This window comes from Streptomyces sp. P9(2023), from assembly GCF_032436795.1.
Lineage (GTDB): Bacteria > Actinomycetota > Actinomycetes > Streptomycetales > Streptomycetaceae > Streptomyces.
Window position 1 is genome coordinate 25,389 of record NZ_JAUPWM010000037.1, and the last position, 19,085, is coordinate 44,473.

The window sequence follows — 19,085 nt, forward strand, 5'->3', positions numbered from 1 at the left end:
AATTCTCCGATTCGGGGGTGAAAGCGGCCATTCGGCGGGGCCCCCGGAGAAGAGGACGGTACGGTACACCGCCGACCGGCCCTGATGGAAGCTCAGTTGGAATATGCCATCCGGTCGGGTGAACGCCGCCCCCACGCACCGGGACCGGCGAGTAGCGTCGATCACGCCAGCATGAAGGTTGGCGCGCACACTACTCGCAGAACCGGAGTGAAGAACATGGCCATTATTCAGGGCGCCACGGACAACTGGACGAAGTCCTCCTACTCGGGTGGCAACGGCGCGTGCGTCGAGGTCAAGTCGCCCGCCCTCGCGGCGATCGCGGTCCGGGACTCCAAGGCCCCCGAGGGTCCGTCCATCGCTTTCGGCTCGGCGTCGTGGAACGCCTTCGTCGGCGAAGTGAGCAACGAGGCTCTCTGAGCCGAGACATGCACGGCATTACGCAAAGAGCCCTCTCGACCGGTCCGCCGTCCTGGCCGAGGGGGCTCGGCCTTTTCCCCGGCGCCCCGGCGCCCCGCCGCCCCGCCGCCCCGCCGCCCAAGCCGTCCCTCAGCGCAGCTCGTCCACGTACCGGTCCGTGCCCGGCACCGTCGGGATGAAGGGCGCCACCAGCTCCACCCGGCCCGCCTCCCCGCCGGCCGTCCCCACCGCCCCCACCGTCGCCAGGTCGGCGAAGTGCTCCGCCCAGCAGGCGCGCGGGTCGCGCTCCAGGAACCACAGCAGGGTCAGCCGGGTGTCGACCCCCTCGACCTGCTTCACGTACGTCATCCGGTCCCCCGGCAGCGGTGTCGGGCGGAAGACCGTGACCATCGCGGCCGGTGAGCCCGCGAGCCGCCTCGGCAGTTCGCTCGCGACCAGCCGTTCGAGCAGCTCCGCCCGGGCCTCCGGGACCTCCGCGTCGATCACTTGGAGGATCAGGCCCTGGTACGGGTGGTCCAGGGCGTGGAAGTCGCGCGGGCCGGCCGCCCCGTCCCGGTAGACGGTCGCCTCGTGGTCCTGGAACGACGTGAAGACGTGCGTACGGTCGCGGTAGACGCGGGCGTCGCGGTTCAGCCGCTTGTTGATGGCGACGGTCCACTTCATGTGCTCGTCGTAGCGGCCGTCGGTTACCCAGTACGTGGAGAGGTAGCAGCCGGCCGTGACGGGCTGGGCGACGGCCGACTTCTCCGGGCCGCGCAGCTCCTGGAGCGCCCGGGTGGCGACCCAGCGGCGGCCCGCGTACATCCAGGGCATCGCCATCGCGCCCGCGTAGTAGTGGTCGTCCTCGTACCAGCGGTTGTAGGCGTACTCGTGGCCCGGGTGCGGCTCCACCATCGTGATCAGCGCGTGGCCAGGGCTTACTCCGTACGGCCCGACCGCCGCCAACTCCGCGTAGGTGTCGGCCTCTTCGTTCATGCCCGTACCCCTTCCCTTGTCCTCCGGAGGCTCCTACTCTGACGGGTCGTCAGGTCCACCGCCAGAGTCGGGAGGCACCCGGATGCTGGTCCAGGGAAAGACCGTGGTCGTTTCGGGCGTCGGGGCCGGGCTCGGGCACCGGGTCGCCGAGACGGTCGTGCGCGACGGGGGCAACGCGGTCCTCGGCGCGCGTACCGAGGCCAACCTCGCCAAGTCGGCGGCCGAGATCGACCCCGACGGCCACCACACCGCCCTCCGCGCCACCGACATCACCGACGAGGCGCAGTGCGAGGCCCTCGCGGCGCTCGCGGTCGAGCGGTTCGGCGGGATCGACGCGGTCGTCCATGTCGCCGCCTGGGACAGCTACTTCGGCGGGATCGAGGACGCCGACTTCGCCACCTGGCAGGGCGTCCTGGACGTCAATCTGCTCGGCACCCTGCGGATGACGCGGGCCTGCCTGCCGGCACTGAAGGAGCGCGGCGGCTCGGTCGTCCTCATCGGTACGCAGTCGGCGGTGGCCGCGCCCTCGCAGGTCCAGCAGGCGGCGTACGCGGCCTCGAAGGGGGCGCTGACCTCGGCGATGTACTCGATGGCCCGCGAGCTCGGTCCGCACCGGATCCGGGTCAACACCGTGCTGCCGGGGTGGATGTGGGGCCCGCCGGTCCAGGCGTACGTACGGTTCACGGCGCACACCGAGAGCGTGCCGGAGGACGAGGTACTCGGGCGGCTCACCGAGCGGATGGCGCTGCCCGAGCTCGCGACCGACGGGGACGTGGCGGAGGCGGCCGCCTTCCTCGCCTCCGACCGGGCCCGGGCGATCACGGGCCAGTCGCTGCTCGTCAACGCGGGCGAGCTGATGCGGTAGCCGGCAGAGCCCCCATGGGCCGCACCGTACGCGAGGGCGTACCGTGCGGCCCTTTTTGACCCCATCTGGATTCAGGGATGTGAACGCAAGTCAGCAAGAAGAACGATTTTACTTTCTCTTGACCAGCCCGCGCGTTGTCGTAGGCCCGCAACTCCCCACAACATGAACGGCGTTCACAAGGCGGACCGGACCCCTGGAGGGGGCTCAATGAACAGTCTCGACTGGGCCGTGCTCATCGGCTATTTCGGCGTCATGGTCGCGATCGGAGTCTGGTCCCACAAGCGCGTGGACAACGTCTCCGACTTCTTCACGGCCGGCGGCAAGATGCCGTGGTGGCTCTCGGGCATCTCGCACCACATGTCCGGCTACAGCGCGGTGATGTTCACCGGGTACGCGGGCATCGCGTACACCTACGGCGTCACTTCCTACGTCACGTGGTCCTTCCCCATCGCGATCGGCATCGCGATCGGCGCGCACCTCTTCGCGCCCCGGCTCAACCGGCTCCGTTCGAGACTCCATGTGGCCTCCCCGCTGGAGTACCTGAAGAACCGGTACAACCTCCCCACGCAGCAGGCGCTCGCCTGGTCGGGCGTGCTGCTGAAGATCGTCGACGTGGGCGCCAAGTGGGCCGCCATCGCCACCCTGCTCTCCGTGTTCACCGGGATCTCCCTCAACCAGGGCATCCTCATCACCGGTGTCATCACCGGCATCTACTGCACGGTCGGCGGCCTGTGGGCCGACGCGCTCACCGAGCTCGGCCAGTTCATCATCCAGTTCTTCGCCGGCATCGCGATGCTCATCGCCGTCCTCTCCGAGCTCGGCGGCTTCAGCGCGCTGTGGGAGGTGTGGGACCGGCCCGAGCTCCAGGGCCACACCGCGCCGACGGCCGGCCCGTACACGATGACCTTCCTGCTCGCCTATCTCTTCATCAAGACCTTCGAGTACAGCGGCGGCATGTGGAACCAGGCGCAGCGCTACATGGCGACGCCCAACGCCCGTGAGGCGACCCGCTCCGGCCGGCTCTCCGCCGCCCTGTGGTTCGTCTGGCCGCTGGTCCTCTTCTTCCCGATGTGGGTCGCGCCGCTGCTCGTGACGCCGAACAAGCCCGACGCGTCCGACAGTTACGCCCTGATGACCGAGCAGCTGCTGCCGCACGGCCTCCTCGGCCTGGTCATCGTCGGTTTCTTCTCGCACACGATGGCCATGTGCTCCTCCGACGCGAACGCCATCGCGGCGGTCTTCACCCGGGACATCGCGCCGGTCATGAGCAAGGCGGCGCGGAGCTGGACGCAGCAGGCCGGACTGCTCGCGGCGCGCTGGTCGACGATCGCCTTCCTCGCGCTGTCGATGGCGGTCGCGACGCAGGTCAACTCGCCCACGTTCAAGGACATCATCACCGTCGTCATCAAGTGGGTGGCGGGCCTGATGGGCCCGATCGCGATCCCGTTCATGCTGGGTCTGCTGAAGACCTTCCGGAAGTCCGGGCCGACGGCGGCGCTGGTCTCCTGGGCGGCGGGTCTGTTCGTCTTCTGGCTGACCAACTACGGCCTGGACGGCATCGAGCTCCAGATCCAGATCGTCTCGCCGCTCACCACGTCCCTCGTCCTCTACATCCTGATCGGCTTCATCAGGCCGGAGGACACCCCGGAGCGCGACGCGATCCTGGCCAAGATCAACCAGGACCCGGACGGGGACGAGGACGGCGGCGCCGCCGTCCCGCCGCAGGCGTCGGGCGAGCCGGCCGCGCAGCCGACGTCGTGACCGCCGGCCCCACGCGAGCCCCTCAGCCCCTCGGGTAGCGGGCCAGCCAGCCCGGGTGCGACTCCGCGGGGCTGTGCAGGGCGGCACCCTGGGTCATCTCCATCGCGAAGTCGTCCGCGAGCTCAAGGACCGTGGAACGGCCCTCCAGTTCGGCCAGCCAGGCCGGCGGGAGGGCCGTTTCGCCGTGCAGGGCGCCGAGCAGCGCGCCCGTGACGGCCCCCGTCGCCGCCGACGGGCCGTCGTGGTTGACGGCGAGGCGCAGGCCGTGGCGGAAGTCCTCGCCGACGAGGGCGCAGTAGACGGCGGCGGCGAGCTGCCCCTCCGCGCGGTCCTCGTCCGCGCCGAGGTCGGTGACCCGTACCGCGCTCGGCATCCCCTGGCGTACGGCTCCGAGGGCACGCTGGAGCGCGTCGGTGACGGGCTCGTGGCCGGGGCGCTGGGTGAGCTGGGCCAGGGCCCGCTGGACCGAGCCGTCCACGCTCTCGCCGCGGGCGAGGCCGTGCACGACGACGGCGAGCGCGCCGGCGGCGAGGTAGGCGGCCGGGTCGCCGTGGGTCTGCGCGGCGCACTCCACGGCCAGCTGGCAGACGAGCTGCGGCTCCCAGCCGACGAGCAGCCCGAAGGGCGCCGAGCGGACCAGCGCGCCGGAATCGGTCGCGTGCGGGTTCTTGGGCTTGTCGAGGGTGCCGAGGATCTCGTCGCCGAGGCCGGTGAGGCAGGCGCGGGCCGGGTCGCGGCGGGCGTAGAGCCACTCCTCGCGGGCGAGCCAGCCGTTGTCCTTGCGGCGTTCGTCGGGGCCCCAGTCGCGCTGGGTGGCCGCCCAGCGCAGATGGGCGCGGTGCACGTCGGTGGGCGGGTGCCAGGCTCCGGTGTCGCGGCGGACCTGGGCGCGGATCAGGCCGTCGACGGTGAAGAGGGTCATCTGCGTGGCGGCGGTGACCGCGCCGCGCCTGCCGTGGGCGGGGACCGGCTCGCTGAGGCCCTCCGGTCCGTGCGCCGCCCGGATCCCGTCGAGGGGGAGGGTCGCGACGCCCGCGCCGAACGCGTCGCCCACCGCGCCGCCGAGGAGGCAGCCCCGGACCCGGGCCCGGAAGTCCTGCTGTTCGGCGCGGCCCCACACGGCCGCAGCGCTGGTGGTCACGACGTGCCCTCCCCCGGAAAGCCCTCGGCGCACAGGTCTCGCAGCAACTGCTCGGAGCACTGTAATCGACCAAGTTCGCTCGTTCGCGAGGGAGAACGTTTTGCGATCGGACGCCTTTCTGTCCATCTTCGACCACAGTTCACCGGGACGTGGCCCTCCCCCGCGCGGCGGAGGCGGACCCTCCCCACGACGGACGTCCGGGGACAGGGGAGTCGGCGACGCTCAGGAGGCCGAAGCCGACCCCTGAAACGGAGCATCACCGTGCTGAAGACCTCCCTGCGGGCCGCCGCCGTACTCGCGCTGGTCGCCGCCGTCGCCTCCCCCGTCGCCATCGCGGCGCCCGCGCCCGCTCTCGCCGAGGAATCTGCCACCGTCCTGCGGTCGTCCCTCAGGGGCGCGGCGCGGATGGACTATCCCGTAGCCGACGAGGACGTCCGTTTCAGCGTCGACGCCCACTCCACGTACGGCCCCGTCTCCCTCCCGACCCGCTCCTGGGGCACCTTCCGCCTCTCCCACAGCTACCGTTCCTAGCGACGTCGGCCAGTGATGGTCGAATCGCTATAAGCCGGATTGGTGGTCCGGTGACCTCGCGAACGGTCTTCGAGGTCGGGGAACAGCGCGAGCTGGTCACCTCGGCTCCAGCAGGTCTTGTCGCCTCTGTTCGGCGTGCCTGTGGTCCTGGGTGGGCTCGCGGTCCCGCGTGGTCGGGGAACGGATACGGTCTGGCCGGTAGCTCTCCGCTGCCCGATCCTCTGGTCGGGTGTGGTCACACCTGGCCGACGCCGGATCCTGTGTCCCAGGCCACGCCTGCCGATCGCCACAGCGGCACCGTGGTGCCGGGTGACGGTGGTCTTGGTCTGTTGCTGAACCGGGGCTTTCCAGTGCCTCTCGCCCCAGATCGAGGTGTATGCCGGGTCGACCGCGATCACGACCAGGCCCCGGTGGTAGGCCATTCCTCGCAGACGTTCCCGGAACTTCGCGGTGGGGATGCCGGCCACGGTGCGGCGGAAGCGTTTGCCTCGCTTGCCGCGGCCCATGGACTCCCGGCCCGTGGTGCGGGCGTCGTCGAAGCCAAGGTTCTCGATCGCGACGCCCGCGCAGTCGTGGCTCCTGGCGATACGAATCAGCTCGCTGATCGCCGCGCGGAGCCGACCGTCCCGCTGGGAGGCCGGACCTGTCAGCTCCAGCGGGATCGTGTACGGATCGCCGACCGGGTTCCCGTGCGGGTCGAGGACGCAGGCGGCCAGGTGATCAGCGTTGAGGTCGACCGAGAGAAGTTTCTCGCCGAACGCCCGGATCTCCTGCGGCGATGGGAGGACGGCCTTGTCTGCGGACCAGCTCGCGTCGAGGTAGCAGCGGCCGCGTGCCGGATCGTGCACGACGTCGTAGCGCACGGCCCGGTGCGCGGTCACCCGGTCCAGCCATTCCTCCCGCCGATACGAGAAAGCGACCGTGCACGAGAGCCTGTAGCGGCCACGCGGGGCGTTCGCCAGGTGCCGCAACGGATCCGGGAGCACGATCGACACACTGCCGTCGCCGGGGTCGACGGTGATCGTGTAGTTGCCGTGCGGGGCACCGGACTCGCCGTCGGCGGTCAGAAACAACCGAGCAGCGTCCCACCGGTCCCGCCAGCCGGCCTCGGTGAGACCGGCGTCGGCGAGGTGGTGACGGACCTTTGCCAGCCTGCGTCCGCCGACCACGATCGAGGGGCACCCCACCTCGATCTGCTGCTCCACCACTGCCAGCCGGGATTCAAGATTCTTCAGACGCCGCTGTTTCTGCCAGCGCTCGGCCTGGTCCGCATAGCCACGCACCCGGCCGCGCTTGTGGCCGCACGGCGCCGCCAGCCGCTGCTCGATCTTCCGGATCCGGCGTCGCAGACCGGCCCGCTCATCGATCAGGCAGCGCATCGACAGCTGGTACTGATCCTCCGACACGCGGGTCATCGCCCCCGCCCACCGCGACGAGGAAACGACAGTCAGGCGCTTCTTCCGCCCGGCGCGCCCGGTCTGCTTCGCCGGAACGTTCCCGATCCGGACGCGTGCCGCAAGATCAGCCCGCTGGTGGTGGCCCAAGTGCTCGCCCACCAGCGCAAGGACCGTCACATCCGCCGCCGTCAGACCCGTCAGCCGGTCCCGGATCCTCGCCCCCGAAGGGGCGGCCACGGTGAACGGGGCAGCGATCACCCGCAGCTCACGCTCCCTTCCCCGCTCGCGTGTCACCGGCCACCCCCTCCCCTGGTCGCATCGAACCAAGCCGCCACCGCCGATCATGCGTTCCACGCACACGCAAGATCCCAGGAACCGGACCCATTCACCCCATCGAGGGACACCCCGGCCAACCACGACCAACAACCGCATCAGCAGTCGGCAACCCGCAGCCCGGCGGGCAGCCGCCGAAGGTCAACTGGGGCAAGTTCGAGGTCGACTGCCTGGCCCTCGTCCCCGCGAAGGGCGAGCCGCTGCTCACGACGTGCATGGCCTCGGCGCCGAAAGGCCCGTGTCGTCGACGGCGGCTCGCCCTCCGCGAGTGCCGCTAGTCTCCCAGTACGGGCAGCAGTTCCGCTGGTCCGGCGTGGGCGCGGGTCTGGCATCTGGGGCACTGTCGTCAGTCACCGAGGAAGGTCTTCCGCCACTCCAACGGCGACATCGTCAACGCGGCCTCGGCGAGGGCCTGTGCCGACGGAGTCTTGAGGCTGGCCAGGGAGGTATCGATCCAGTCCTGAACCAAGCTGTAGCCCTGGGCCCGGTACTCGACCGCCTGTACCAGGCACTCCAACTTGTCCGCGTCCTTGGCGACGATCGCCTCCGGGCTTCCGGACTGCTCGTACTCCTCGACGACTCGCTGAACCCCAGCCTTCACCGCCGGGTGTGCGGCCGAGACCTGGTCCGCGGTCACCTTCTCGTTCGACACCGCGTCGATGTAGCGCCGGCCGATGTGCGGGATATCCCCGATCCGGGTCTCCTGCGTGTCGTGGAAGAGGCACATGAGAGCGACCTTCCCCGGATCGGCTCCCTCCATCATGGCCAGGACGGAGCCGATGATGCCGACGCGGAAAGAGTGCTCGGCGATCGACTCCGGGTTGTTGTTGCCGGTGAACCACCAGCCAGTCCTCTTCGCGTTCTTGAGGATCCCCATCTCAAACAGGAACCCGGCCGTGCCCTGGACGTTCGCCGTCTCGTCTGCCATGTGGTGACCTCCGGTCTAGTGGTACCGATCGTCCAGAACGTAATGCACGTCCGTGAGTTCGCGCCGCGATCTTTCCGAGATGCCGCCTCCGTCCAGGAGCTGTCCCGTACGCTCCGCCAACACGGCGGCCATCGGGCGGTACGCCTGCGGCAGCCACGGGTGGGCGGTCAGCAGCGCCCACAGCGAATGCACGTACAGGTCCAAGTACCCCGGCGCCCGGATGACCAGCCCTTGCCCGAAGCGACGCAGCAATACCGCCGGGTCCCATCCGGACAGTTCACGATCCCGCATGAACAAGTCGTCAGCCTGCGGGTCGCCCAACGCCCCCAACCAGTAGGCCCAGTAGTTCAGGTTCGCGGCTTCGGCGGTGTCGTCGCCGGCAAGGGACCGCTCGATGAAGTCGAGCAGCGGCTGCGGGTCACCTAGCCGGGCCAGGGCCGTTGCTGTGGATCGAGCCTCCGCCCAGTGCTCCGACCATCCCCGTCGCGCAAGCACCCCCCGTCGAGCGTGCAAGGCGGAGGCGGTCCACGATGCCGCGTCCGGTCCCCGGTCGTAGGAGGTGAGATAGAGCGCCTGGCGGTGCAAGAGGGCACCCCCTCCAGGGCGTCGGGCAGCCTCGACTGTCTCTCGCAAATGCGTGAAGAACGCCGCACGGTCCCCTGCCGCCAGAAGCGGGGCCGCAGCCACAGGGCCGCGCCGAGGTGGCGGAATGCGCCCGGTCAGTGCGGGCGGAGGAGTGCCGACGATAGCCCAGGCAAGCATGTGTGCGGTGTCCCTCGTGTGCACCCACGACGCCAGCGGGTGCAGTTCCGTGACCTCCGGCGGGTCGAGCGCCGCACCCACGATGCGGTCCGCGTCCATCGCCGCGTCCAGCAGTCCGACCACATTGGGTTCGGCGCCGAGCACGGCTAAGCGACGTCGGAGGCCCACCAACGCCCCCGCCTTCATATGTGCCAGAGGGCGGCGCCCGGACTCCCAGCCCTGCACGGTGCCAAGGTCGACGCCCAGCACCTCCGCCATCTCCGCTTGTGTGCGAGGGATGCTCTCCCGCGCCGCTCGCAGCACGAACCCCGAGATTGCCCCTGTTCCCGCACGTCCCCGTGCGGGTGATCTGCCCGCCATGGTCAGCTCCCCGTGAGCGTTCCGTCCCCCAACCCGTACTGCCAGTCAGTCCTACCGCGTCCATCGCGACCCTACGTTCAAGACGCGGAAACAACTAGCACTCGTACGGGTACCAGGCGTTGACGCACCATTGCCCGCCTCGGAGAGGAGCACCGTCATGGCCACGTCCTCACTCCCCCTCCGGGCGCCCGGCGCCAGCGGGCGCACACGCGGCATACCGGAGCCACAGCCCGGCACGCCGAGCCGCGAACTACGCAAACGAGCCGCCGGCGGTTGGGAGAAGTTCATGCGCCGATACGCCAGCGAGCAGCCCGATCAGGTGACCGAGACATGAGCGCGGTCGATCACTCCGGGTACGAGCGACACGAGCTGCTCGGTCAGATGGTCCGCGACATCGCGAGCCAAGGCGAGGGTGAGCTGATGGCCGTGACCCAGGAGATCCACAACGACGGGCGCGTGGTTCGGGTGGCTCACATCCGGCCCGCATGCGGCGTCGAGTGGTCCACGGCAGTCGCCAACGTCCAGGCTCTCCGGTGACACATTGCCTTGCCGTGCTGCTGTAAGCGTCGTCGTGAGCAGCCCTTGGCCATCGCCCTGACCGTCGCGGGACGTCCGATCACTGAACACCCAAGACTTTCCGCCCGGAACCACCCTGACAGGTCGAGCCGGACGGAACGGCGCCAGGGGCTTCCCCGGAGGCTCCTGGCGTCAGCCCACAGCACCACCCGCACCGAACGAGAGGAGCACCACATGACCGTCACGTTCAGTCCCCCGCTGGAAGCACCCGCCGGGCAGTCGCGCGACCCGCGTCAGTTCGTGAAGCCCGAGGTGTGGGACCGTGAGATCGCGCTGCTGATGCGCGACTACCCGTTCGACGAAGTGATGGCGACCCGCCTGTTCCACGCGGCCGTCTCCTACCTTGTCACGGCCATGGAGAAGTGGGGCCAGGGCCTGGAGATGTGCTGCGGCCGGATCGTCGACATCGCCGTGCATGTCTTCATCCTCGACACCAGGAACTACCGCGAGTTCTGCGCCGAACACTTCGCCGGGAAGTTCCTGGAGCACATCCCGGAGATCGCGTTCAAGCACGACGGCTCAGTGGAACGCACCGCGCACATTATTGCGGACAGCGGGTTCGCAGTGGACTGGAAACTGTGGGAGGCCGACTACGCCAAGTGCGGCCCCTGCTCACCGGGATCCAACTGCCACTGATCCATCCGGCATCGGACAGGCCCGGGGTCGCCACGTGCGGCCCCGGGCCCACCTTTGTTCATGTTTGAGTATATTTCTGGGCTTTGCCCGTGCCTCGGGAGTATCACCGGTAGCGTCACGGCACCGGAACCGACCACGTTCCCGAGGAGTCTCATGCCCAGCGCGCCTACGACCGCAGCCGAGTACTGGGACAAGTACAAGCCCCATCGGGGCGAAGCCCCCCAGCGCCGGCCTGTTGCCGATCGCTTCGACTGGACCGGCGTCCTTGGCAACGGCCCCGGCGCGGAGATCCTCGGCACTCCGAAGAACGCGCTGGACCTGGGGCCGGCCGAGGGCGAGAACGCCGCCTTCCTGGCTCGGGCCGGGGTCGAGGTGGTCGCTGTGGACTTCTCCCCGGTCCAGATCGACCGGGCCCGCGCATTCTGGAGTGACCAGCCGAGCCTCGAATTCGTCCACTCCGAAGCCTGCTCCTTTCTCGACCACGACGTGCGGCAGTTCGAGGCGATCTACTCGACCTGGGGCGCGGTCTGGTTCACCGATCCCGAGGAACTGTTGCCCCGTATCACGCGGCGTCTCACCCCCGGCGGAATCTTCGCCTTCTCCCACCGCGAACCGATCGTCGGCCAGTACGGCCCCCAGCAGATGGGCGGGAAGTGGCTGGAGGGCCGCGAGACGGAGCTCACCGTGTATCGCTGGCAGTACAGCTCCGAGCAGTGGACGGACCACCTCAAGCGCCACGCCCTCGTCAATGTCCAGGCGCAGGTTCTTCCCGCTCCCGACAGAGCGCTGGGCACGCTGCTGGTGACGGCACAGAGAACGGAATGACGACGAGTGCGCCCTCCGGGCGCCTCAGTCCCCCAGCACCGGCAGCAGTTCCGGCAGGTGCCCGTCCGAGGCGGTCGCCGCGCGGACCCTCTCCTCCGGGACCTCGCCGTACAGCGTCGTGCGGGGGCGGGACGGCCGGCCCGCCGCGTCCGCGATGGCGACCAGATCCCTGATCGAGCGGTACGAGCCGTAACTGGAGCCCGCCATGCGGGAGATGGTCTCCTCCATGAGCGTGCCGCCGAGGTCGTTGGCGCCCGAGCGGAGCATCTCGGCGGCGCCGTCCGCGCCGAGCTTCACCCAACTGGTCTGGATGTTGGGGATGTGCGGGTGGAGGAGAAGCCGGGCCATGGCGATGACCGCGCGGTTGTCGCGCACCGTCGGGCCGGGGCGGGCGATGCCCGCGAGGTAGACCGGCGCGTTGGTGTGGATGAAGGGCAGCGTCACGAACTCGGTGAAGCCGCCGGTCTGTTGCTGGATGCGGGCCAGGGTGCGGAAGTGGCCGAGCCAGTGCCGGGGCTGGTCCACGTGCCCGTACATCATCGTGGACGAGGACCGGATGCCCAGCTCGTGGGCGGTGGTGATGACCTCGATCCAGGTGGCCGTCGGCAGCTTGCCCTTGGTGAGGACCCAGCGGACCTCGTCGTCGAGGATCTCGGCGGCCGTGCCGGGGATCGAGTCGAGCCCGGCCTCCTTCGCCGCCGTCAGCCACTCGCGGATCGAAAGACCGGTCCGCGTCGCGCCGTTGACGACCTCCATCGGCGAGAAGGCGTGCACGTGCATGCCGGGCACGCGTTCCTTGACCGCCTTCGCGATGTCGAAGTACGCCGTACCGGGCAGGTCCGGGTGGATGCCGCCCTGCATGCACACCTCGACCGCGCCGACCTCCCACGCCTGCTGGGCCCGGTCGGCGACCTGGTCGAGGGAGAGGGTGTACGCGTCGGCGTCCGTGCGGCGCTGGGCGAAGGCGCAGAACCGGCAGCCGGTGTAGCAGACGTTGGTGAAGTTGATGTTCCGCGTGACGATGTACGTGACGTCGTCGCCGACCACCGACTTCCGTACGTCGTCGGCGATCCGGGTCAGCGCGTCGAGCGCCGGGCCGTCGGCGTGCAGCAGGGCGAGGGCCTCGTCGTCGGTGAGCTTCGTCGGGTCGTCGGCGGCGGTCGCGAGCGCGGCCCGTACGTCGGTGTCGATGCGCTGCGGGACCATGCCGGGGGCCGCGGCCTCGCGGAGCGCGTCCCAGTCGCCGTAGACCTCGTCGAAGTCCTCGCGGCGGTCGTGGGTACGGCCGGTGGTGTCGATCGTACGGTGGAGGTCGGTGCGGCCCGCCGCGGTGAACGCCTCGTCCGGCTCCTGCCAGGGCAGGCCGCGTACGGTCGCGTCGGGGTCGGCGAGGCCGGTCTCCGGGTCGGCGAGCGCGCGGACGTGCGGCAGGAGGCGGGGGTCGAGCCAGGGCTCGCCGCGGCCGACGAACTCCGGGTAGACGCAGAGCCGTTCGCGCAGCTCGAAGCCGGCCGTGCGGGACTTCTCGGCGAGGGTGTCGATCTGCGGCCAGGGCCGCTCCGGGTTGACGTGGTCGATGGTGAGCGGGGAGACCCCGCCCCAGTCGTCGATCCCGGCGCCGATGAGCCGGCCGTACTCCTCGTCGACGAGGTTCGGCGGGGCCTGGAGGCAGGCGGAGGGGCCCATGATGTGCCGGGCGACGGCGATCGTGGCGATCAGGTCGTCGAGTTCGGCGTCCGGCATCCCGCGCATCGCCGTGTCCGGCTTGGCGCGGAAGTTCTGGATGATCAGCTCTTGTATGGAGTGGTAGGCGCGGGAGACGCGGCGCAGCGCGAAGAGCGAGTCGGCCCGCTCCTCGTACGTCTCGCCGATCCCGATGAGCAGCCCGCTGGTGAAGGGGACGGAGGAGCGCCCGGCGTCCTCCAGGACCCGCAGCCGGACGGCCGGCTCCTTGTCGGGGGAACCGTAGTGGGGCCCGCCGGGCTCGCTCCAGAGCCGGGTCGCGGTCGTCTCCAGCATCATGCCCATGGAGGGAGCGACGGGCTTGAGCCGCTGGAAGTCGGTCCAGGACATGACGCCCGGGTTGAGGTGGGGCAGCAGTCCGGTCTCTTCGAGGATCCGGATCGCCATGGCCCGTACGTACGCGAGGGTGTCGTCGTACCCGTGCGCGTCGAGCCACTCGCGGGCCTCGGGCCAGCGGGCCTCGGGCTTGTCGCCGAGCGTGATCAGGGCTTCCTTGCAGCCGAGTTCGGCGCCGCGGCGGGCGATGTCGAGGACCTCGTCGGGGGACATGAACATCCCGTGGCCTGCGCGGCGCAGCTTGCCGGGGACGGTGACGAAGGTGCAGTAGTGGCAGGTGTCCCGGCAGAGCCGGGTGAGCGGGATGAACACGCTCTTCGAGTACGTGATGACCCCGGGCCGCCCGGCGGCCGCGAGCCCGGCGTCGCGCACGCGCGCGGCGGACGCGGCGAGGTCCTCCAGATCGGCGCCCCGCGCCTGGAGCAGCACGGCGGCCTCACCGACATCGAGCGCCACCCCGTCCCTGGCCCGCCTGAGGGCACGGCGCATGGCGCTCTCGGTGGGCGGTCCTGCCTGTCCGGGCCGTTCGGGCTGCTGATCCGTCATGAACCGAGCATACGAGTGCCCTCCCGAACCCGGACCTCCCCCTGAGCACTCGGACCCCCGCACGTGGGGTTCACGGCGCGAACACCTCGCCGTGGCCCTCGTCCGGTAGCGCTCGGGTGAGCGTCTCCGTCAGAGCAGGGTCGGCGAGGATGCGCGCCGTCGCACGCCACTCCACGACCGTCCGGTGCAGGTTCGCGTGGACGTCCGCCTGCACGGCGTCGTACGTCACGTCGATGAGCTCCTGGACGAACTCCCTGAGCTCCTCGGCGGAGAGGACACCTGAGGAAGGACCGCGGAGAGCGCTCGCGCCATCGCCCGTGCACCCTCGTCGGCCGCGAGGAGCGCGGCGAGCAGGCGGGCCGTGTTCTCGGCCGGCGCCGCGCGCGGGGGCTTCTCCGCGTCGCCGCGCTCATCCGCCGCGCGGCGCCGCGCCTCGCGCAGCTCCGCCCGGGCCGCCTCGATCTCCTCGGCCGTCAGCGGGTCGTGGAGCTCCTCGTTCGCCGCGACCAGTTCGGCGAGGGTGTCTCGCTCGATCTGACGTTGGACGGCCTGCTCGACCTGGATGGACACGGACCTGGTGTGCGTGGGCCCCTCGCCGGGAGCGTGCGTCGACTCACCCATGCCGCGAGTCCGGCAGAACCTCCGTGGCCTCTGAGTACCCGCACCCAGCCCGTCTGAGGTCTCCCGCGCATACCCGGCCGCCACCCCCGGCCCTACCGTCGTGATCATGACGAACGGCGAGTTGATGGACGACGTGACCGAGCCCCGGGCGGCCGTGCTGCGGAGTGCCCTGCGGGGTGCCTTCTTCGTGGTGGTCGCGGCCGTCGCGCTGCCCGTCCTGATCGTCGTCGGGCTCGTCGTCGTGTACGCCGTCGAGCGGGGGACCGGCGAGGGGTATCCCGAGGTCGCCCCGGACGTCATGGCCCAGCGGGCCGGCGCGCGGACTCAGGAGCTGTACGACGTCGCCGGGATCGGGGGCGAGCTGCCGCCGGTCATATCCGGCGGAGACAACCACGCCGCCGAGAACACGGTCTCCGCCGAGACCTGCTACCCGACCGGCCTGGAGTCCATCGCCGACGAGCCCGTCGAGGGCTCCTACCGGCTCGGGCACAACTGGCGCATCGCCGGCGTCTCCGAGGACGAGGGCATGCCCGCGCTGCGCCGCCTCCGCGCCCACGTGGAGAAGGCCGGCTGGGACGTCACCCACTTCAGCGCGAGCGGCGACGACTGGGTCCTGCGCGCCCGGCGCGACGAGGACGACCCCGACTCCGAGCGGATCGTCGTCACCTGGTGGTCCCACTGGCAGACCCTCGACGGGTTCACCGCCATGTCCTGCGCCTACAACCCGTCCGGCGTCGGCGGCGACGACGCCGTCCAGAACCTGAAGCCGCCGACCCTGACGTGACCGCAGAACCCCTCAGAGGTACTGGGCGTACTCGTCCAGGACGCTCAGGACCTCCGCCTCCTCCCCCGGCGGCAGCTGCAGCACGACCTCCTCGCACCCCAGCTCCGCGTAGTGCGCGAGCTTCCCCGGGTTCGGGAGGACCCCGTAGGGGACGACCTGGAGGGACTTCGGGTCGCGGCCCGCCTGCTCCCAGGCCTCCTGGAGCACCGGCATCGACTGCGTCAGGCCGCGCCCGCCGATCGGCATCCAGCCGTCCCCGTACTCGGCGATGTGGCCGAAGAGCTTCGGGCCCGCCGCCCCGCCGAGCAGGGTGCGCGGGGCGCCGCCGGCCGGCTTGGGGTACGCGTACGACGCCCGTACCGACACCCCGAACCCGCCCTCGTACGCCGTCGGTTCGGCCTCCCACAGCGCCCGCATCACCCGCATCCGCTCGCGGCTCAGCTCGCGCCGCGTCGCCCACTCCACGCCGTGGTCGGCGGCCTCCTCCTTGTTCCAGCCGAAGCCGACGCCGAGGGTGAAGCGCCCGCCCGAGAGGTGGTCGAGGGTGGCGACCTGCTTGGCCAGACCGATCGGGTCGTGCTCGGTGATCAGCGTGACGCCGGTGCCGAGGACGAGCCGCTCGGTGACGGCGGAGGCCTGGCCGAGGGCGACGAACGGGTCGAGCGTACGGCCGTACTCGGGCGGCAGCTCGTCGCCCGCCGCCGGGTAGGGCGTGGTCCGTTCCACGGGGATGTGGGTGTGCTCGGGGAGGTAGAGGCCGGCGAAGCCCCGCTGCTCCAGCTCGCGCGCGAGCCGCACGGGTGTGATGGTCTCGTCGGTCAGGAAGATCGTGGTCGAGATCCGCATAACGGCACGGTAGGCGGTGGAGCGGGGATTTCCGAGAGGTGCGACGCGTCAGGCTCCTTGCGTTGTCCGGGAGTTCACGCCCTACTACCAGGGTGCCCGACATGAGCGAACCGACCCGACGAACGCTCCTGACGACGAGCGTCGCCTCCGCCCTTACCTTGGGAAGCGTGAGCTTCGCCCACGCGGCCGACACCCCTGGGGGTGACCGCACCGAGACCGTCGGCGGCACGCTGCCGCCCGGCTCCCCCGACTACGTCTACCTCCCGGTCGAGATCCCGCGCGGCGTGCGCGAGATCCATGTCTCGTACGCGTACGAGCGGCCCGCCGTCCCCGTCGGCACGCAGGGCAACGCCCTCGACATCGGCATCTTCGACCAGCGCGGCACCGAGCTCGGCGGCGAGGGCTTCCGGGGCTGGTCGGGCGGTGCGCGCAAGGAGTTCTTCCTGCGCACCGACGAGGCGACGCCCGGCTATGTCGCCGGGCCGCTGAAGGCCGGCAGGTGGTTCGTCGTGGTCGCGCCGTACACCGTGGCACCGCAGGGACTCACGTACTCCGTGACCGTCACCCTCCGGTTCGGTGCCTCGCTGCCCGTCGTGAAGCCCGTGTACCCGCCCGAGCGGGCCAAGGGGCGCGGCCGTGCCTGGTACCGGGGCGACAGCCATCTGCACACCGTGTACTCGGACGGCCGCCGCACGCCCGCCGAGGTCGCCGCGCTCGCGCGCGCCGCCGGGCTCGACTTCCTCACCACCACCGAGCACAACACCCACGCCGGGCACGGCGCGTGGGCCGAGCTCGCCGGGGACGACCTGCTGATCCTCCTCGGCGAGGAGGTCACCACCCGCAACGGTCACGTCCTGGCGCTCGGCACGGACCCGGGCACGTTCGTGGACTGGCGCTACCGGGCACGGGAGAACCGTTTCGGCCACTTCGCCCGCGCGATCCGCCGGGCCGGCGGCCTGGTCGTCCCGGCGCATCCGCACGCCACCTGCATCGGCTGCAACTGGAAGTTCGGCTTCGGCGACGCGGACGCGGTCGAGGTGTGGAACGGCCCGTACACCCCGGACGACGAGGTGTCCCTCGCCGGCTGGGACGCGGCGCTCGCCAAGGGCCGCTGGACCCCGGCGATGGGCAACAGCGACGCCCACCGCGACCCGGACCGGGTCGGCACCCCGCAGACCGTGGTCCTCGCCGACGAGCTGAGCCGGGAGGCGATCCTGGAGGGCCTGCGCGCGGGCCGCTCGTACGTCGCCGAGTCCTCGGCCGTCTCCCTCGACTTCTCGGTCACGGACGGGCGGGGGCGGCGGGCCGGGATCGGCGAGCGGCTCAACGTCCCGGCGGACGAGCCGGTGACGGTACGGCTCGCGGTGACCGGGGCGCCGGAGGGCGCCACGGTCCGCTTCGTCACCGACCAGGGCGTGCTGCACACGGCGCAGGCCTCGGGGCAGCCGGTGGAGTGGGCGACGACGGCCGCGTACGCCTCCTACGTACGGGCGGAGGTACGGCACCCGGCGACGCTGCCGCCCCTGCCGGGCGCGCTGGTGGCCTTCACGAACCCGGTGTTCCTACAGGCCCGCTGAATCCTGGATATTGGATATCGGATATTGGATCCTTGACATCGGATCCTGGATCTTGGATCCAATATCAGCCCTGGTACTCGCTGAGGTCGATGGCGTGCACGCGGAGCGGGGTGCCGAAGACCGGGTGGGTCGTGTCGCGCTCCGGGGTCATGCCGAGCTTGCGCATGACGTTCTCGGAAGCCGTGTTCGAGATGTGGGCGATGGAGATCACCCGGTCGAGGCCGCGGTCCTGGAGCGCGAACTCCAGGGCCGCGTGCGCGGCCTCGGAGGCGTACCCCTGACCCCAGAAAGGCCGCCCGAGCCGCCAGCCGATCTCGACGGCGGGCAGCACCTCGGGCAGGAACTCCGGTACGGAGAGTCCGGCGAAGCCGATCAGCTCACCCGAGCCGAGGAGCTCGACGGCGAAAAGCCCGAAGCCCTCCTCGTCCCACTCCTCCTCCCAGCGCTCGATGGACTCGGCGGTCTCCTCCAGATCGCGGGTGGATCCGTCGCCGATCCAGTGCATCACCTCGGGGTCGGCGTTGATCTCGGCCATGGGGACGAGGTCGTCGTCGGTCCAGCGGCGGAGCAGGAGGCGGGGCGTGCGGATCTCGGTCATGGCTCCATCCTGTCAGCTTGCGCCCGGCGCCTCCTCTTGACCTCAACCTTGCTTGAGGCAGGAGGCTCGCCGCATGAACACCACAGACGCAGCCGCTGACACCGCTACCGACACCGCCGCCATCACCCGCCTCTTCGACCGCTACCTCCGCTCCCTGGACGACCGCGGGGCCTTCGACGCGACCTGGGCGGCCGCCTTCTTCACCGAGGACGCCACCACCTCGACCCCCGCCGGGGACGTGCGCGGGCGGGACGCCGTCGCCGCGAACGTCCGGATGGCGATGGGGCTCTTCGAGGGGACCGTGCACGTCGGCTCGAACTACCTGATCGACGTGGACGGCGACCGCGCCACCCTGCTCGGCAACCAGCTCTCCACCCACGTCCTTGCCGGCGACGGCGGGCTGTTCGTCTCGGGCGGGCGTACGGAGAACGAGCTGGTCCGCACCGCCGAGGGGTGGCGGCTGTCCCGGGCCGATCTGAAGATCGCCTGGACGCGAGGAAACCCGCCTGCGCTTCCGTAGCCCGGCT

20 protein-coding genes are annotated in these 19,085 nt (G+C 70.6%); 10 read left to right on the forward strand and 10 right to left on the reverse strand.

Going from position 1 to position 19,085, the window contains the following annotated elements; genetic code table 11:
* Positions 1–216: 216 nt before the first annotated feature.
* The gene (locus tag Q5762_RS30615) at positions 217–417 is read left to right on the forward strand and encodes a DUF397 domain-containing protein (protein WP_315895528.1); all 201 of its coding nucleotides are present in this window, start codon (positions 217–219) and stop codon (positions 415–417) included.
* A gap of 129 nt (positions 418–546) precedes the next feature.
* Here the strand turns inward: Q5762_RS30615 and Q5762_RS30620 are convergent, their stop codons facing one another.
* The gene (locus Q5762_RS30620) at positions 547–1,392 is read right to left on the reverse strand and encodes a hypothetical protein (RefSeq protein ID WP_315895529.1); all 846 of its coding nucleotides are present in this window, start codon (positions 1,390–1,392) and stop codon (positions 547–549) included.
* An 82-nt stretch (positions 1,393–1,474) separates the two neighbouring features.
* On the opposite strand from Q5762_RS30620, the gene Q5762_RS30625 reads away from it, so the two are divergent.
* Together Q5762_RS30625 and Q5762_RS30630 are read left to right on the forward strand one after the other, a co-directional pair.
* Positions 1,475–2,257, forward strand: coding sequence for an SDR family oxidoreductase (locus Q5762_RS30625; protein WP_315895530.1), 783 nt, complete (start codon positions 1,475–1,477; stop codon positions 2,255–2,257).
* 207 nt (positions 2,258–2,464) lie between these two features.
* Positions 2,465–4,018: a sodium:solute symporter family protein gene (locus Q5762_RS30630; RefSeq protein WP_315895531.1), complete on the forward strand. Its 1,554-nt coding sequence runs from the start codon at positions 2,465–2,467 to the stop codon at positions 4,016–4,018.
* A gap of 22 nt (positions 4,019–4,040) precedes the next feature.
* Here the strand turns inward: Q5762_RS30630 and Q5762_RS30635 are convergent, their stop codons facing one another.
* A complete protein-coding gene (locus tag Q5762_RS30635; RefSeq protein ID WP_315895532.1) occupies positions 4,041–5,159 on the reverse strand; it encodes an ADP-ribosylglycohydrolase family protein in 1,119 nt (372 codons plus the stop codon).
* A gap of 261 nt (positions 5,160–5,420) precedes the next feature.
* Between Q5762_RS30635 and Q5762_RS30640 the strand changes: the two genes are divergently transcribed.
* Positions 5,421–5,690 (forward strand): hypothetical protein, encoded by a 270-nt coding sequence (locus Q5762_RS30640; protein ID WP_315895533.1) that lies wholly within the window; start codon positions 5,421–5,423, stop codon positions 5,688–5,690.
* Here the strand turns inward: Q5762_RS30640 and Q5762_RS30645 are convergent.
* The 3 genes from Q5762_RS30645 to Q5762_RS30655 form a co-directional block, all read right to left on the reverse strand.
* Positions 5,687–7,381, reverse strand: a complete 1,695-nt coding sequence (locus Q5762_RS30645) for a hypothetical protein (RefSeq protein ID WP_315895534.1) — start codon at positions 7,379–7,381, stop codon at positions 5,687–5,689. The two genes, Q5762_RS30640 and Q5762_RS30645, sit on opposite strands and share 4 nt — an antisense overlap.
* A 385-nt stretch (positions 7,382–7,766) precedes the next feature.
* The gene (locus Q5762_RS30650) at positions 7,767–8,348 is read right to left on the reverse strand and encodes an HD domain-containing protein (RefSeq protein WP_315895535.1); all 582 of its coding nucleotides are present in this window, start codon (positions 8,346–8,348) and stop codon (positions 7,767–7,769) included.
* Between the two features lie 15 nt (positions 8,349–8,363).
* Positions 8,364–9,368: an XRE family transcriptional regulator gene (locus tag Q5762_RS30655; protein ID WP_315895536.1), complete on the reverse strand. Its 1,005-nt coding sequence runs from the start codon at positions 9,366–9,368 to the stop codon at positions 8,364–8,366.
* A gap of 432 nt (positions 9,369–9,800) precedes the next feature.
* On the opposite strand from Q5762_RS30655, the gene Q5762_RS30660 reads away from it, so the two are divergent.
* The 3 genes from Q5762_RS30660 (at position 9,801) to Q5762_RS30670 (ending at position 11,507) form a co-directional block, all read left to right on the forward strand.
* Complete coding sequence (locus tag Q5762_RS30660) at positions 9,801–10,007, forward strand: hypothetical protein (RefSeq protein ID WP_315895537.1); 207 nt, start codon at positions 9,801–9,803, stop codon at positions 10,005–10,007.
* A 213-nt stretch (positions 10,008–10,220) separates the two neighbouring features.
* Positions 10,221–10,682: a hypothetical protein gene (locus Q5762_RS30665; RefSeq protein ID WP_315895538.1), complete on the forward strand. Its 462-nt coding sequence runs from the start codon at positions 10,221–10,223 to the stop codon at positions 10,680–10,682.
* Between the two features lie 153 nt (positions 10,683–10,835).
* Positions 10,836–11,507, forward strand: coding sequence for a class I SAM-dependent methyltransferase (locus tag Q5762_RS30670; protein ID WP_315895539.1), 672 nt, complete (start codon positions 10,836–10,838; stop codon positions 11,505–11,507).
* Between the two features lie 24 nt (positions 11,508–11,531).
* Here the strand turns inward: Q5762_RS30670 and Q5762_RS30675 are convergent, their stop codons facing one another.
* From Q5762_RS30675 to Q5762_RS30685, 3 genes are all read right to left on the reverse strand, one after another.
* The gene (locus tag Q5762_RS30675) at positions 11,532–14,132 is read right to left on the reverse strand and encodes a bifunctional FO biosynthesis protein CofGH (protein ID WP_315895540.1); all 2,601 of its coding nucleotides are present in this window, start codon (positions 14,130–14,132) and stop codon (positions 11,532–11,534) included.
* A 70-nt stretch (positions 14,133–14,202) separates the two neighbouring features.
* Positions 14,203–14,361, reverse strand: coding sequence for a hypothetical protein (locus Q5762_RS30680; protein WP_315895541.1), 159 nt, complete (start codon positions 14,359–14,361; stop codon positions 14,203–14,205).
* Positions 14,358–14,702 (reverse strand): hypothetical protein, encoded by a 345-nt coding sequence (locus tag Q5762_RS30685; RefSeq protein ID WP_315895542.1) that lies wholly within the window; start codon positions 14,700–14,702, stop codon positions 14,358–14,360. The genes Q5762_RS30680 and Q5762_RS30685 overlap by 4 nt, the downstream gene beginning before the upstream one ends.
* 157 nt (positions 14,703–14,859) lie before the next feature.
* Between Q5762_RS30685 and Q5762_RS30690 the strand changes: the two genes are divergently transcribed.
* Positions 14,860–15,537, forward strand: a complete 678-nt coding sequence (locus tag Q5762_RS30690; RefSeq protein ID WP_315895543.1) for a hypothetical protein — start codon at positions 14,860–14,862, stop codon at positions 15,535–15,537.
* Between the two features lie 12 nt (positions 15,538–15,549).
* Here the strand turns inward: Q5762_RS30690 and Q5762_RS30695 are convergent, their stop codons facing one another.
* Complete coding sequence (locus Q5762_RS30695) at positions 15,550–16,383, reverse strand: LLM class F420-dependent oxidoreductase (protein WP_315895544.1); 834 nt, start codon at positions 16,381–16,383, stop codon at positions 15,550–15,552.
* Positions 16,384–16,484: 101 nt separating this feature from the next.
* Between Q5762_RS30695 and Q5762_RS30700 the strand changes: the two genes are divergently transcribed.
* A complete protein-coding gene (locus Q5762_RS30700; RefSeq protein ID WP_315895545.1) occupies positions 16,485–17,960 on the forward strand; it encodes a CehA/McbA family metallohydrolase in 1,476 nt (491 codons plus the stop codon).
* A gap of 64 nt (positions 17,961–18,024) precedes the next feature.
* On the opposite strand, the gene Q5762_RS30705 is transcribed toward Q5762_RS30700, so the two are convergent.
* On the reverse strand, positions 18,025–18,558 hold the full coding sequence (locus Q5762_RS30705; protein ID WP_315895546.1) for a GNAT family N-acetyltransferase: 534 nt from the start codon (positions 18,556–18,558) through the stop codon (positions 18,025–18,027).
* A gap of 73 nt (positions 18,559–18,631) precedes the next feature.
* Between Q5762_RS30705 and Q5762_RS30710 the strand changes: the two genes are divergently transcribed.
* Entirely contained in the window at positions 18,632–19,078 is a 447-nt protein-coding gene (locus Q5762_RS30710; RefSeq protein ID WP_315895547.1) for a nuclear transport factor 2 family protein, read from the forward strand.
* The last annotated feature ends 7 nt before the right edge of the window (positions 19,079–19,085 follow it).